The organism is Chitinophaga cymbidii (genome assembly GCF_007992715.1).
In the GTDB taxonomy this organism is placed as follows: domain Bacteria; phylum Bacteroidota; class Bacteroidia; order Chitinophagales; family Chitinophagaceae; genus Chitinophaga; species Chitinophaga cymbidii.
In genome coordinates this window covers 2,540,395-2,554,365 of sequence record NZ_BKAU01000001.1, presented here as the reverse complement: position 1 = coordinate 2,554,365, position 13,971 = coordinate 2,540,395, and the positions used below count along the sequence as shown (strand labels likewise).

At 53.3% G+C, this 13,971-nt stretch carries 10 protein-coding genes; 1 reads left to right on the top strand and 9 read right to left on the bottom strand.

Going from position 1 to position 13,971, the window contains the following annotated elements; all coding sequences use genetic code 11:
* Positions 1 to 2: 2 nt before the first annotated feature.
* The 3 genes from CCY01nite_RS10590 to CCY01nite_RS10580 form a co-directional block, all read right to left on the bottom strand.
* Entirely contained in the window at positions 3 to 2,240 is a 2,238-nt protein-coding gene (locus tag CCY01nite_RS10590) for a hypothetical protein (RefSeq protein ID WP_146860474.1), read from the bottom strand.
* A 77-nt stretch (positions 2,241 to 2,317) separates the two neighbouring features.
* Complete coding sequence (locus CCY01nite_RS10585; RefSeq protein ID WP_146860471.1) at positions 2,318 to 4,159, bottom strand: PAS domain-containing sensor histidine kinase; 1,842 nt, start codon at positions 4,157 to 4,159, stop codon at positions 2,318 to 2,320.
* A complete protein-coding gene (locus CCY01nite_RS10580; RefSeq protein WP_146860467.1) occupies positions 4,152 to 4,556 on the bottom strand; it encodes a response regulator in 405 nt (134 codons plus the stop codon). The genes CCY01nite_RS10585 and CCY01nite_RS10580 overlap by 8 nt, the downstream gene beginning before the upstream one ends.
* A 152-nt stretch (positions 4,557 to 4,708) precedes the next feature.
* Here CCY01nite_RS10580 and CCY01nite_RS10575 point away from each other — a divergent pair, with 152 nt between their 5' ends.
* Entirely contained in the window at positions 4,709 to 6,253 is a 1,545-nt protein-coding gene (locus tag CCY01nite_RS10575) for an FAD-dependent oxidoreductase (protein ID WP_146860464.1), read from the top strand.
* A 28-nt stretch (positions 6,254 to 6,281) separates the two neighbouring features.
* Here CCY01nite_RS10575 and CCY01nite_RS10570 read toward each other — a convergent pair whose 3' ends face one another.
* From CCY01nite_RS10570 to CCY01nite_RS10545, 6 genes are all read right to left on the bottom strand, one after another.
* Complete coding sequence (locus tag CCY01nite_RS10570) at positions 6,282 to 7,439, bottom strand: zinc-dependent alcohol dehydrogenase (protein ID WP_146860461.1); 1,158 nt, start codon at positions 7,437 to 7,439, stop codon at positions 6,282 to 6,284.
* A 98-nt stretch (positions 7,440 to 7,537) separates the two neighbouring features.
* On the bottom strand, positions 7,538 to 8,458 hold the full coding sequence (locus CCY01nite_RS10565; protein WP_146860458.1) for a YihY/virulence factor BrkB family protein: 921 nt from the start codon (positions 8,456 to 8,458) through the stop codon (positions 7,538 to 7,540).
* 59 nt (positions 8,459 to 8,517) lie between these two features.
* Positions 8,518 to 10,356: a M1 family metallopeptidase gene (locus tag CCY01nite_RS10560; RefSeq protein ID WP_146860455.1), complete on the bottom strand. Its 1,839-nt coding sequence runs from the start codon at positions 10,354 to 10,356 to the stop codon at positions 8,518 to 8,520.
* A gap of 63 nt (positions 10,357 to 10,419) precedes the next feature.
* Entirely contained in the window at positions 10,420 to 11,301 is an 882-nt protein-coding gene (locus CCY01nite_RS10555) for an RteC domain-containing protein (RefSeq protein ID WP_146860452.1), read from the bottom strand.
* A gap of 38 nt (positions 11,302 to 11,339) precedes the next feature.
* Entirely contained in the window at positions 11,340 to 12,518 is a 1,179-nt protein-coding gene (locus CCY01nite_RS10550) for a hypothetical protein (protein ID WP_146860449.1), read from the bottom strand.
* Positions 12,519 to 12,863: 345 nt separating this feature from the next.
* Positions 12,864 to 13,949: a fatty acid desaturase family protein gene (locus tag CCY01nite_RS10545; protein ID WP_146860446.1), complete on the bottom strand. Its 1,086-nt coding sequence runs from the start codon at positions 13,947 to 13,949 to the stop codon at positions 12,864 to 12,866.
* Positions 13,950 to 13,971 lie beyond the last annotated feature (22 nt).

Sequence of the window (13,971 nt, the reverse complement as noted above, 5' to 3'; positions counted from 1 at the left end):
TTTTATAATGATTTGATCAGCTGCGCGGCGGCCTTTTTCTTCCGGCCTTTGGCCTTCCACCGGATGCCGATGCGCTGGTTGCCGTTGAGAATAAATTCCTCGTAGCCTTCGGGCGTGCGTTTTCCTTTTACTGCCTTTCCGGAAACGGTTACGTTATATCCGCTCAGGTTTTCCCCTTCCACCGGTATCAGCAGCATCCGGCAGTGCAGGCGCTCATCTCCCTGTACGGTGAAGAACAGGGACTGTCCGCGTTTTACATAGTTGCAGGAAGGATAATCGATGTACATCATCATGGCGGCTTCCGGTATCTTGTAATAATGCCTTGGCACGAGCGCAAAAGGCAATCCGGCGCCGTATACCTCCTGCCCTACGGTGCCCGAGGTCTTCCATCCGTCCTGCAGATCTTCTACCGGTATCCAGAGCTTTTTATCCAGCTCGCCGGACTTCACCTGCCCGCTGAGCACGGAAGGCGGCAGTTCGGGGGGATAGTAGAACAGCGAGCGGTGCATCATATGTTTGATGAATTCCGCCAGCAGCAGGCGGACGGCGGGCATGATAACGCGGTCTTTCGCATGCGCCAGGTAATCATGGAATGCCGAGAATCCTTCCAGCTCCTCATATACCGCGGTATACGGCGCGTTATTCAGCGGGAACAGCGCAAAGAAGGTCTGGTAATATCGTGCGTGACCATAATCGCAATCCCACAGCCATACGTTCTTGAAGATATTGGCGAGGCAGAGATAGCTCAAGTCCAGGTACAGTTCATCGCCCGTCATTTTCCAGAGCCGCAGCATGGCGCCGGAAGCGAAAGCAGTGTTGTTGGCCTGGTAGAAAAGATCGAAACCCCGCCCCTGCAACGCCTTTGCCGCCCGCTTCGCTTCCGTGAGATATTTTTGTTCTTTTGTCAATTCATAAGCCTGCAACATCACATGCGCGTAAATGCCCGGCACGTCCCGCTCTCCGCCCTTGCCCGGCGCAGCTTCCGCTTTGATCACTTCCAGCGTATCCAGATGATAGAACACCGGCCAGTCGTATTTAAAATGACGCGCTACCTTTATTACGTAATCCAGCGAGCCGAGCAGCAGCTGCCGGGCGTTTTTATCGCCTTTCATGGCGATGCGGGAGAGATTCAGTAAAGGATGATGGAGATACCAGGAATCCATCACACGCGGTTTCTTGTGCTCTTCGCTGCCATCCAGTTTCTCTTCCATGCTAACGAGCCACCGGGAAATGGATTTTATCCTGTCGTCATAAAATGTCGGCAATCCCTCTTTAATAACGTCCGTCATGTTCACTTTCTCTCCGCTCCATTCTTCATAATCCATCAACGGCAATAATACCGCCAGCTGCACCATGCTCTCGGGCGGCGTGGCATAATCACTGACATATGCGTTGAGATAGCTTTTCCCATCTGCCTGCAACCAGCATCCGGCTTTATGTTCCAGGTCATGCAGGGATTTTTTCAGGATGTGCGGCCAGTTGCGGTACGTTGTTTTTACCGGCGGCAGCTGTACATATACGCGGGACAGCATATCCAGGAATTGCCGGGCCTGCCCAAATTCTCCCGTGGCTTTTTGCGCATCCAGCAGAAGATATGCGTCAGACAATACAAATTCTTTTCCCGCGGGCAACGGTTTTTCTTTGGTAGGCGGCAATGAAAAGCCCAGTTCAGGCCAGCGCCCGCCCACGGTGCCACCCAGCGATGTTTCCGTGGCATTGCAATAATCATTGAGCGCAGAAAGGTCCTGGAAATAAAGCAGGCTGCCGTTGGCAGGTTGGGTAAAGCTCATATACATCAGGCCGGAGCGGATGCCTTCCTGCGAGATATGCACTTTTCCCGTTGCCGGTGTTTTTCCCGGCAGCGGCACACAGTCACGGGGCCAGAAAGGAACATGCAGTGGAATATCAGGTACCAGCGTGGTCACGCAGTGGAACATCGATGGCTCCGCTGGCGGAAAATCCAGCCGTACCCGGTAGTTGCCGAACAATGTTTTCAGGTGAAACACTACATGTTCCGCGCCTTTCTCCCGGCGCTGAAGCTCCATGCCGCCTCCCGGCGCATACGCTGCCCGGAAAGCCAGGCGCCGGCCGCCTCTCCACGATGCAGTGATCCATAACGAATCTCCGGTATTAAAAACTTCAAAGATGAAACCGGGGCTTTCTCTGTAGTAACAATTCTCCATATCCGCACCTGCAAAGAACCGGTAAACAGGTGCTATCCATGCAGATATTCCATCCATAATCAAACGGTTTGAGCAATGGTATCCATTTGAGAATGAGCATGTAAAAATAATGCCAAATGAAACAGCCGTGGCCGTCAGAGGGGGAAGGAGATGAAGAATGTAGCGCCTTCGCGGGGGATGCCGGTAGCGGTAATGGCGCCGCCATGGTTCTCCACGATCTTGCGGCAAAGCGCCAGCCCAATGCCAGTACCGCTGTACTGCTCAACGGCATTCAGGTGGGAGAAAATATGAAATATCTTCTCCGCATATTTTTGTTCGAAGCCGATGCCGTTATCCCTGAAAACGATCATCACCTGCTGGTGATGCAAACGGGATACGGAAATGTGGATAAGGGGCGGCTTTTCGCAGAATTTCAACGAATTACTGATCAGATTGTGGAATAGCTGGTACAACTGGTCCGCATTCCCTTTGATAACGGGCAGCAGGTCCGACTGCAAAGCGGCATTCCGCTTTTCCATTTCGGGCCGCCATGTTTCCATGGCTTCCCGTAATACAATATTGAGGTCTACCTCCTGCAGCTGTACCGCTACTTTCGACAAACGGGAAAAATCCAGCACGTCCCTGATAAGGCCGATCATCCGGGCAGAGGATGCCTTGATCCTGCCGGCGTAGCGTTCCAGCAATTCCGGTTCCCCGAGGTTTTTTTCGATCAGTTCCGCGAAGGTCTGCACCTTACGCATCGGTTCCTGCAGGTCATGACTGGCGATGTAGGCAAACTGTTCCAGCTCGTCATTCGATCTTCTCAACTGCTCGTTCAGCGTGATCAGCTCGCGGGTGCGCTCGTTCACGATCTCTTCGAGCCTGTCTGTAAACGTTTTATCCGCCGTGATGTCCAGCATTGTACCGATAAACCGTTCCGGCTCCCGGTTTTCTGAAAAAAATATCATGCCCTGCACTTTGACCCACCGCAGCTCCCAGGTATCCGCGCGGTAAATGCGGAACTGCGCCTGGAATTTGCCGTCTGCCGCCATTGCATGCAAGGCGTTTCTTTTCAGCATTTCCCAGTCGTCTTCATGCACGAGATGTTGCAGATAAGGTATACTGATAACCGCCTCCCGTTCAATGCCCCATATCTTGCGGCTTTCATCGGAAACGATGAAATGGGATGTCCGGGGATAGAATTCCCAGCTGCCGATATTGGTGGATTCCACCGCCATGCGGAACAGCTCTTCCCTTTCCCGGTTAATGCGGGCCATGCTTTTTTGCTCGCTGATGTCCCGCGCTATTTTGGACGCGCCGATGATATTGCCGGCGCTGTCTTTTATGGGGGAGATGGTCAGCGAGATATCAATGAGGCGCTTGCATTTGGTGAGCCGTTTTGTTTCAAAGTGATCTACCCGCTCGCCTTTCTTCACATGTTCCAGGATGGCGGGCTCCTCGTCCAGCCGGTCCGGCGGGAGCAGCTTTGTCACCGGTTGCCCGATGATCTCTTCCGCGGCATACCCGAATATCCGGGTAGCTCCTTCATTCCAGCTTTTTACAATTCCTTCCAGCGTGATGCTCAGGATGGCGTCATACGATGATTGCACAATGAACGCCCGGTGGGTGGTTCCTTCTTCCTCACTATTATCCTTCGTGATGTCCGTGATAATGTGAATGCTGCCGGCGGGCGATCCGTCAGGGCCGGAGAGAGAACGGTTGTAAATACGCACATGGCGGTGCCTGCCGTCGGGTTTTCGCACGAAGGTTTCTACCGGTGCAATTTTATTCAGCTCCAGCCCGGAACCGTCCTCCCCGAATTCCTTCCAGAAGTCCGTCCATTTTTCCGCGCCCGGCGCCGGGGCCCGTCCGAAAAGCCGTACCGCCTTCTCATTGAACAGCTGTATATATCCCCCCTGGTCACAGGTGCAGGCTGCAACCGGCAGATCGTCTATGAACTGCTGGTAACTGTATATGTGCGGAAAGATGTCAACCATTTTCTTCAATATGCTGCAGGAATGAAACTAACCGCGGTTTAAGATCATCGAAACTTGCTTCCTTGATAATATAATCATCCGCTCCCGCGTTGCGTGTTTCTTCCATGTCCTTCGGATCAGCGGAGGTAGTGTAAATGGCTACAGGCACGTCTTTCAGGCGGTCAATCTTTTTGATTTCCGCAAGGCAGGTACGGCCGTCCATTCTGGGCATGTTAAGATCAATGAAAAAACAATCAGGGAGGAAATCTTTTTCTTCCTTCAATTTCCGAACAGCCACATCACCGTCGCTAAAGAAGCGGCAGGTAATATCCGGGCTAATTTCATGCATAGCATACAAAAAAATCTCCTGATCATCTATATCGTCATCGATCAAAACACAGGTGATCGTAGATTTCATCAATTTTCTTTCGTCTTAATAGCCTGAGCAATAATTAACTAACAGTGTAAGATAAATGTAAGGAAAATACCTTATTAAACCATAAAATCCTTACTGCTGTTACTTTCCCGGCATGTGATTTGGAACATTTTCCATGTATTAAAATTTCCCATATGATACATCGCGACGGAAACTGCACGAGTCTCTGGCAGGACCATACCGGCATCTATAAAAGCGACAGGGATGTTGCGGACCACCATTACGATGTGATCGTTATCGGCGGCGGCATCACCGGCATCAGCACTGCGCTGCTGCTGCAGGAGGCCGGGAAAAAATGCCTGGTGCTGGAAGCCCGTAATCTCTGCTTTGGCACTACCGGCGGCACCACGGCTCACCTGAACACCTTGCTGGACACGCCATACACCACTATCAGCAAAAACTTCGGGGAAGAAAATGCCGCCCTCGTGGCCCGCGCCACGAAGGAGGCGATTGAACTGATCAATACGAATTGCAAACGCTACCTGATCGATTGCGACTTCATGGAAGCGGACGCTTTCCTGTTTGCACAGGATGAAAAGCAGGAGCGGGAGCTGGAAGATATCAGGAAGGCTTCGGAAGCGGCGGGACTGGACGTGCGGTATACTACCGGCATCCCCGTGCCCATACCTTTCACCAAAGCGATGCAGGCAAAGGGGCAGGCGAAATTCAACCCCACTCTCTATGTGCATGGCCTTGCCCGCGTGTTCGAAGAACTCGGCGGCGCCATCGTGCAGGAATGCCCCGTGCAGGCAATAGAAAAGAACGACCGCATGGAAGTGATCACCATCAAAGGCCGCTTCAGCGCTGTAGATATTGTTTACGCGACACACATTCCACCGGGCATCAACCTGCTGCACCTCCGTTGCGCGCCCTGGCGGAGCTACGCCATGGCGGTTACGCTCGAGAACGATCAATACCCGGAAGATCTTGCGTACGACATGCATGATCCTTACAACTACTACCGCACGCAGGTGGTAGATGGACAAAAATACCTGGTAGCCGGGGGAATGGACCATAAAACAGGACATGAAGAGGAAACCGGACGATGTTTCCGCGAGCTGGAATCCATCGTCCGCCAGCATTTCCCGGTCCGCGAAGTTTGCTACCGCTGGTCTTCACAATACTTTGAGCCGGCGGACGGCCTGCCTTACATCGGCCACCTTCCTGGCGAACAGGAACATATATTTGTTGCCACCGGATATAGCGGCAACGGCATGGTATACAGCAGCGTGGCCGCGTTATTGCTGCGGCAGCTGATCCTGCAGGAACCTTCGCCTTACACGGAATTGTTTGATCCCAACCGCATCAAGCCGGTGGCGGGGTTTACCAATTTTATCAAACATAATGCGGACGTGGTAAAACAATTCGCGGAAAAATTCCTGCCGGCCGAAAACATACCCGGACTTTCCGCCCTCGCGCCGGGCGAAGGCAAGGTAGTGAAATATGAAGATCAGAAGCTGGCGGTCTACAAAAGCGAAAGCGGGGAGGTGCATGCCATTCACCCGGTGTGTACGCATATGCGTTGCGATGTGAAATGGAACAGCGCGGAGCGGTCGTGGGACTGCCCCTGCCACGGCGCGCGGTACGATGTGGATGGAAATGTATTGACGGGGCCGGCGGACAGGGCTTTGGAAAAGGTGGGGGTATCCACACTGGCAACAGAGCAGGGAAGGCATTGAAACCCTCCCTGCCGGCCTCTCAATCCAGCTATGGCTTCAATACCACTTTCACACAATCGTCTTCCTTCTTGTCAAAAATCTTGTAAGCATGCGCCGCTTCGCTGAGCGGAAGCGAATGGGAGATAATATCGTCCAGCACTACTTTGCCGGTGCTGACCAGCTCTATCAGCTTATCGATGTAATTCAATACCGGCGCCTGTCCCTGCCGGATGGTAATTCCTTTATCGAACATCCGGAAAACGGGGAAGTTGTCATACGGGCTGCCGTACACGCCCATGATGGTGACGGTGCCGCTTCTTCTCACCGCCTTGAAGCACATTTCCAGTACGCTGATGGAACCTTTTTCAAAATTGATGGTGGCCTTCACTTTATCCATAAAGGAGCGCTCCGGCTCAAAGCCTACGGCATCCACGCATACATCCGCTCCGCGGCCTGCCGTGGCGGCACGGATCACTTCTACAGGATCTGTATCATGCGGGTTGATGGTTTCCACGTTATTGACGAGCCGGGCCTTTTCCAGCCGGTAATCCAGCGGATCGATCGCAAATACCCGTGAAGCGCCGTTCAGCCAGGCGGCCTTTTGCGCCATGAGGCCCACCGGTCCCGATCCGAAGATGGCCACCACCTCCCCGCCTTTCAGCTGTGCCCAGTCGATGGCCGTCCATCCCGTCGGGAATATGTCCGTCAGGAAAAGGGCCTGTTCATCCGTCAGATGGTCCGGCACTTTACGCGGACTAACATCCGCATAAGGCACGCGCACATATTCCGCCTGACCGCCCGCGTAGCCGCCGTACAGGTCCGTGTACCCGAAGAGGGCGCCGCCTTTCTCATCCAGCATGTCGCCATTGGGACCATAATGTTTATGATTGGAGTTTTCGCAGTTCACGGAAGCACCGTGCGTGCAGAAGAAACAGGAGCCGCAGGCGATAGGAAATGGCACTACTACCCTGTCGCCTTTTTTCAGGTGGGTGATATTTTGTCCCACTTCTTCCACAATGCCCATGAACTCATGCCCCATAATGAGGTTCGAAGCCTGCGGCACGGCGCCGCTGAGGATGTGCAGATCGGACCCGCATATAGCGGTGGAAGTAACTTTCAGGATCACGTCCCGGCTGTCCTGGATGACCGGATCGTCTACGGTGTCTACCTGTATATCTCCTGCTTTGTGAAAAACGGCCGCCTTCATACGATACATTTTAAGATTTGAAGAATCTGTATAACATACCGTAGCGGGTCGAATTATTATGCCACGATTAAATGAGCAGTAGATTTTAATTTCATCTTTTATTCCTCCTCCTTTACATCCGCAATCCTGTACTTCTTCGCATACGGCAACGGCTCCACCGGCACACCGTTCGCATCCGCCCACACATTCGTGAACGACGCACCGAAATAAAAGATCAGCGAACAATAAAACACGAACAGCAACAACAGCACAATAGACGCGGAAGCGCCGTATATGCTGTTGATATTGCTATAGGTGAGCAGCCAGCGCAGCACCAGCTTGCCGATATTGAACAGGATGCTGGTTACCAATGCCCCGGTGAACAGTATCTTCCAGCGCGGCCTGCCGTCCGGCAACAGGTAAAATACCAGGGCAAACCACAAAGTAGCTGTGACGATAGTAATGAGATAGCTGAATGCGCTGCGGTAATAGGTGACCAGTTCGGGCACCAGTTGCTGGATATATTTTCCCAAAAAGGCGAGCGCGGTTTCGAAGAAAAGGCCGAGGATGAAGAGGAAGCCGGTGAAAAGTATCACCAGCACACCGCGTAAACGGGAGCGCATGATGCTTTTAAAGCTCCGGCGGCGAACGGAACGGATGGCCCATACCTGGTTCAGTGAATCCTTGATCACCTTGAACAAAGTGGTTGCCACAAACAAAAGAAAGATAAACCCGCCGATAGCGATCAGCCAGTTTTCCGCAATGCTGCGGAACGCCCGCAGCGTATGGATCAGGTCCTGCGTGGTTTCGCGGCCGACCAGCTCTTCCAGTTGCGTGAACAGTTGCCGGCTGATATTCCTTGGAATGAATACCAGGCGTAAAGCCGAGAGGATGATGATCAGGATGGCGGGAAGCGCGAAGGTGGTGAAAAACGCCGTGGCCCCGGCCAGCCGTAAGGGATCGGAAGCGGACAGCGCCTTGAAAGCTGCCTGGAGTGACCGCAGAAACAACAACGGGCGTGATGCGGATGGACTGTTCATGTAACGAAGATGTAACAAAAAATCTGCCCATCAAATTCATCTGCATCACGCCCCCCGTTTTATTTGATCAGCTTGCCCAGCGATTCCTGTGCCAGCGGATGATAGTTCTGTTTATATTTTCCGTAAATGCGGATGGCCATTTCACGGCCTTTGGGTGTTTTCATCATTTCTGTGTAAAGCGGCGTGAGGAATTTCCTGCGGCCTACCTGACTGAGGAACTGTTCCATGGCCGGATACGCCGGTGTATACTCCGCCGCCACGGCCATGATGAACCAGAGGTCCGCCACTTCGCTGTTGCCGGTCTGTGTGAAATGGAAAGCATTGTCCAGCGCCGTCATCTGCTGCATGGTCAATGGCCGCGGCATTTTGCGCAGGAAGTGCAGCCACTCGTGGGAAGACCATTCCGCGTTCGGCAACTGGCCGTTTTCGAGGAACTGTTTGCGCGCTTCATCTACTTTTGAAAAGAGCTTTTGTTTCGCACGGGGACAATCTTCCGGGATGCCGGGGCCGTATACCCATTCGTTCACATTCACTTTGGTGGTATCGCCGTTGAGCAGCTTTGCGTTGAGGTATTGCAGGAACTGTTCGGTGTTCATGGTCTGGAATGCATGCGAATCAAAATAATGACGCAGGAACGTATCGATCTTTGCGCGGCCGGCGGTTTCTTCGATGCGCCGCAGGAAGTGCGCGCCTTTTTCATAAGCGATGTCCGTCAGTCCTTCGTCGGGATCACGGCCTTTGAGATCGAGCTTCAGCCAGGTATCGCGACTGTCCGTGCCGAGTTCGGTCACGGTGCCTTCCAGGTCCTGGTAGCCAAGCTCCCATAACATATCTGCGTAATCCGCGCCCATCATCGCTTCCATGATGCGGCGCTCGAAGTATACGGTGAATCCTTCATTCAGCCAGAAATCTTCCCAGGTAGCGTTCGTTACCAGGTTGCCGCTCCAGCTGTGCGCCAGCTCGTGCGCAATGAGGCTTACCAGCGAGCGGTCACCCGCGATGATCGTGGGCGTGGCGAATGTAAGGCGGGGGTTTTCCATGCCGCCCAGCGGGAATCCCGGCGGCAGCACGAGCACATCGTACCTGCCCCAGCGGTAAGGGCCGTACAATCCTTCTGCAGTGGTCACCATCTTTCCCACTTCCGCAAATTCGTTGTGCGCTTTCTCCAGCATGGCCGGTTCCGCGTACACGCCGGTGCGGGCGTCGATCGCTTTAAAACCGATATCGCCCACCGCCAGCGCCATCAGGTAGGCTGGCACGGGTTGTTCCATTTTAAAATGATAGATGCCGCTGTCGCTGCGCTGCTGCGTATTTTCGGCGCTCATCAGGGCCATCAGTCCTTTCGGTACAGTGACGCGGGCATCGTACGTAAAGCGGATGCCGGGGCCGTCCGCACAGGGAATCCAGGTGCGGGCGTAGATGGATTCGGATTGGGTGTAGAGGAAAGGATGTTGTTTGCCGAGGGTCTGCGAAGGTTCCAGCCATTGCAGGGCGGTAGCATTGCTGCCGGTTTTATACCAGATATTGACCAGCCTGGAATCTGCTTCCACAGGGATGTTAAGGCGGCTGCCAAGCATGGGCGCGGCGGCATCCAGGCTGTGATCTGCTTTCCTGCCGTCTACCGTCACGCTGTCAATCGACAGGCCGCGGGTATCCAGGTGCAGCACGGTGGCGCCGGACTTGTTGCTGATAGTCCACGCAGCAAGGCCGCTGATGGTGTGCGCGTTGAAATCCACCGCAATATCAAGGTGAAGGTGCTGCAGGTGGATGCTGTCCGCGTTGGATAAAGTGTGCAGGTCTTTGGCGCCGGGTTGGGCGGCCTCCGTGTACTGTGAAGATTTTCTCTGGTTACATGCTGCGGCCGTCAGAATGAGGCCGGCAAATACAAGATATTTCATGAAGCAGATTTTTTAGCAAAAACCGAAGATATTGCTAAAAATCCTCTCCTGCAAAAGCAAAGGTCATGGATGACGCGGCGCTTTGCCACCGTTGAATGCGCGGGAAGTATCCTCATCCATCTCTTCCATCAGCTTTTCAAGCGCTGATTTCATCACTTCTGAAAAGCGGGCCCGCTCTCCTTTGCGCACGCGCAGATCCCGGAAAATACTGTAGGGGTTACCCAGCGAGATGCTGAAAGAAGCTTCCAGCCATGCGAATATCTGCTTCAGCTCCGCGCGCCCGTGGTTCAGCGCTTTGGACGCATAGATGGCATATCCAAGCTCCGCCAGGTCCGCCTTCCGGGCGGTCCATACCAGTTGCGGTTTGAGCGCTCTCCTGCTTTCTTCCAGCGCGGCATCTGCTTTTTCCATCGCCTTTTCCAGGTATTCCTTTACGCGCTCGAGCCCCATCAGCTCACCGAGCCGGATGGAATTGGGATTGCAGAAACGTGTGTCCAGCATGCCATCCAGGTCATCCGGATAGTTATTGTTATAAAGACTGTTACGCAGGAAATACACTTCATCCATATCACTGGCTTTGCTGCGATGGTAGATGAACAACGCGCCGTGCTCTTCAAAAAACAGGTTGATGCGCTCGTTCTCCTGCTCCAGGAAACGCTTGTATTCCGCCGGTACTTTACGGGGACTGTCCGCTTCAATGCGGAAGAGACGGCTGTAGTAAACATTCTGGCTGTGGATGTTGGGGAAGATGATTTTGTAAAATGTGATCTCTTCTTCCTTGCTTTCAAAATCATTTTCCAGCACATGCGCTTTCAGCTGCGCCAGCACTTTGCCGACTATCTGCGCGCCTCTTTTGGTCCGCTCCAGCAGGTTGGGCGTTTGGGTTTCATGCAGGGCGAGCTGTTCAAACAACGCCTCCTGGATGGCGATAAAATCTTGTTTCATCGGATGAGATTTTACATTGGGATTTTGTAAATAGTTCGTTAACCAGCATATGCATGAAGGCTGATCTCGTATTCCTGCAAACGGGCTGCCAGCCGCGCGATGGTGGCTTTGCAGGACTGAATGGTGGCAAGCGCGGGATGATGGTAGCGTGCTTCGAAGTTATCGCCGGTGGCGGCGCCGGCCTGGTTAGCCGTGAGCACACTGGCTACAAACCGCAGCACCTGTTCCGTGGAAGTGCTGGCAATGATGCCCTCGTCAACGAACAGCCGCACCAGCAACGTCAACTGCGGGAGCGTGAGATTGGTAAGAATGCGCGCTTCCCTGCTGGCGGCGTGCAGCTCCTGCAGGTATTGCTTCTCGTCTTCCAGCCAGCGGAGCAATTGCCTGCTGACAGGTGGCTGCGTCATATCCAGCCCTGATCCGTTCATTCCCGGTGGAATACCTTTCACTTCCCTGATGAACCATTTCAGGCAGGCGATGCGGTCCGTCAGCTTTTTATATTGCTGCAGCTTTGTGCGGATGCGTTCCGTGCAATAAAGGTAATATTCGAGCGTATTGAAATTCATGTGCTGCAGGATGTAATGCACCTGCCAGGAAAAACGGTCTACCGGCACAAGGTCCAGCGTGGTGAGCTGCACCAGCTGGCTGAGCAGGTCCCGGTGATAGAACAGCTCGCGAAAGGTGATGCGGTCGTTTGCATTGTTGATCAGTTCCCGCACCGGCCGGAAGATCAGCGCCACGAGGGCGTGTTCCAGCGCCGGTGCACGGGCCAGCCAGTCTACTTCCTTCAGCCGCAGGGCCAGCTGCTTGCGGGCGAGAACGGCATAACTGAAAGGTAATGGTTTGTCCATCTCCATAAATTCGGAAAAGTGCTGTTCCAGCCCAATCATCACGTCCTGCAGGTTTTCCTCCACCTGCAGATAAAAGTCCATGATAAGGTCCGGCTCCTGTTGCGGCCGCTGCCAGGAAGTGGACCGGTGTATGCTGATGTAATAATAGATGCTGTCCAGCAAACGTGTGAGCGCCGCCTGGTGCTGGCGCACCATGATCCTTTTCCCGTCTTTATCGTCGTTGGAGCAGGTGGCGTCGAGCAGCGCGCGGGTCATCAGCTGCCTTTGCTCCTGAATCTGCCGGAGGTAAGCAGCGAGCACGTTTGCATCATTCTGCAGCGAGCGCGGGCCAAGTTGCTGAACGACCAGTTGATGTAGCTTATCCATAGATGGGAGGTTTTTGAAGATGTTAGATACTTCATTCGCCTTTCTGCCGGTGTTAATAATTTGTGAATGAGTTTGTTATTCTAATAATGATGGTGCTAAAATGGGGGATTTATTTTGATCGATGGTACGGGGCAGACACAGGTGTGGAAGATTTTTTTGGGGGATGGGCATGAAAAAGGCGCTCTTTCCGGGTGGAGGAGCGCCTTTTTGTTATGTAAAGCTGGTCTGTAATACGAAGAAAGCTGTCGAAAGCTAAACCGGAGAAAAGTGGCTGATTTAACAATCGTCTGCAATTTCAGGATGAAAAATGCAAATCGGCGTTAAATACATGTTAAGGCCACCCGTCTACGCCGGCACCACCTCAGGCTTCATGCCCAGCATCCGCATAAAGCGGAAATGGGAGCGCACGGCCGCGCCCATGGTAGGCAGGCTGTTGTACGGCAGGTTGAACTCCCTGCATTTTTCCTCCACGATCTTGCTTAGCGCGGGATAGTGCACGTGGCTGATCCGCGGGAACAGGTGATGCTCCACCTGGTAGTTGAGGCCGCCTACGAACCAGGAAACCACCTTATCATCCGGCGAAAAATTCGCGGTGGTCTTTATCTGGTGGATCGCCCATTCGTTTTCGACTATTCTATCATCTTCCCCCACTGCTTCAAACTCCGTTTCTTCCACCACATGCGCCAACTGGAACACGATCGCCAGTGTGAATCCCATTACCAGGTGCATGGCTACAAAACCGATCACCCAGGCCTGCGGGCCCACGATCAGGATGGGCAGCACAATATAAAAGGCCACGTATAATACCTTGCTCATCCAGAACACGAAATGATCGGAGAACTTCATGCGCTGCAGCGGCGTTCTGTACACCTTGCTGCTCAGGTATTTCACGAAATCCATGATGAACACCCATGCGAAGGACGAGATCCCGTATACCAGCACCACGTAAAAATGTTGCAGCCGGTGCATCGGCACCCATTGCTGGCTGCTGCACTGACGCATCAGCGGGCTTTTGGCGATGTCATCGTCCAGCCCGTCCACATTCGTATACGTATGATGGATGATGTTATGTTTCTGTTTCCAGATGAAGGCGTTGCCGCCCAGTGCGTTCAAAGTAAGGCCGAGCGTATCGTTCACCCATCCTTTGGTGGAGTAGCTGCCGTGACAGGCATCGTGCATCACGTTGAAGCCGATACAGGCCAGGGTAAAGCCCAGCAGGGCGCTCAGAAAAATGGCCGGCACCACGTGCAGCGGAAATACCAGCAGGCTTACATAGATCAGGATGGCGGCAGGAATCAGCACGATCGTTTTGATGTGCAGGTGAAGATTGCCGGTTTTTTTCAGGTCATTCTCCCTGAAATACTCTTCCACCGATGCTTTCAGCGAAGGAAAGAAAAGCGCGTTCTTGTTGTTGAAGGAAACTTTAGGCATAATCAGTATAACGTCGCAGGTA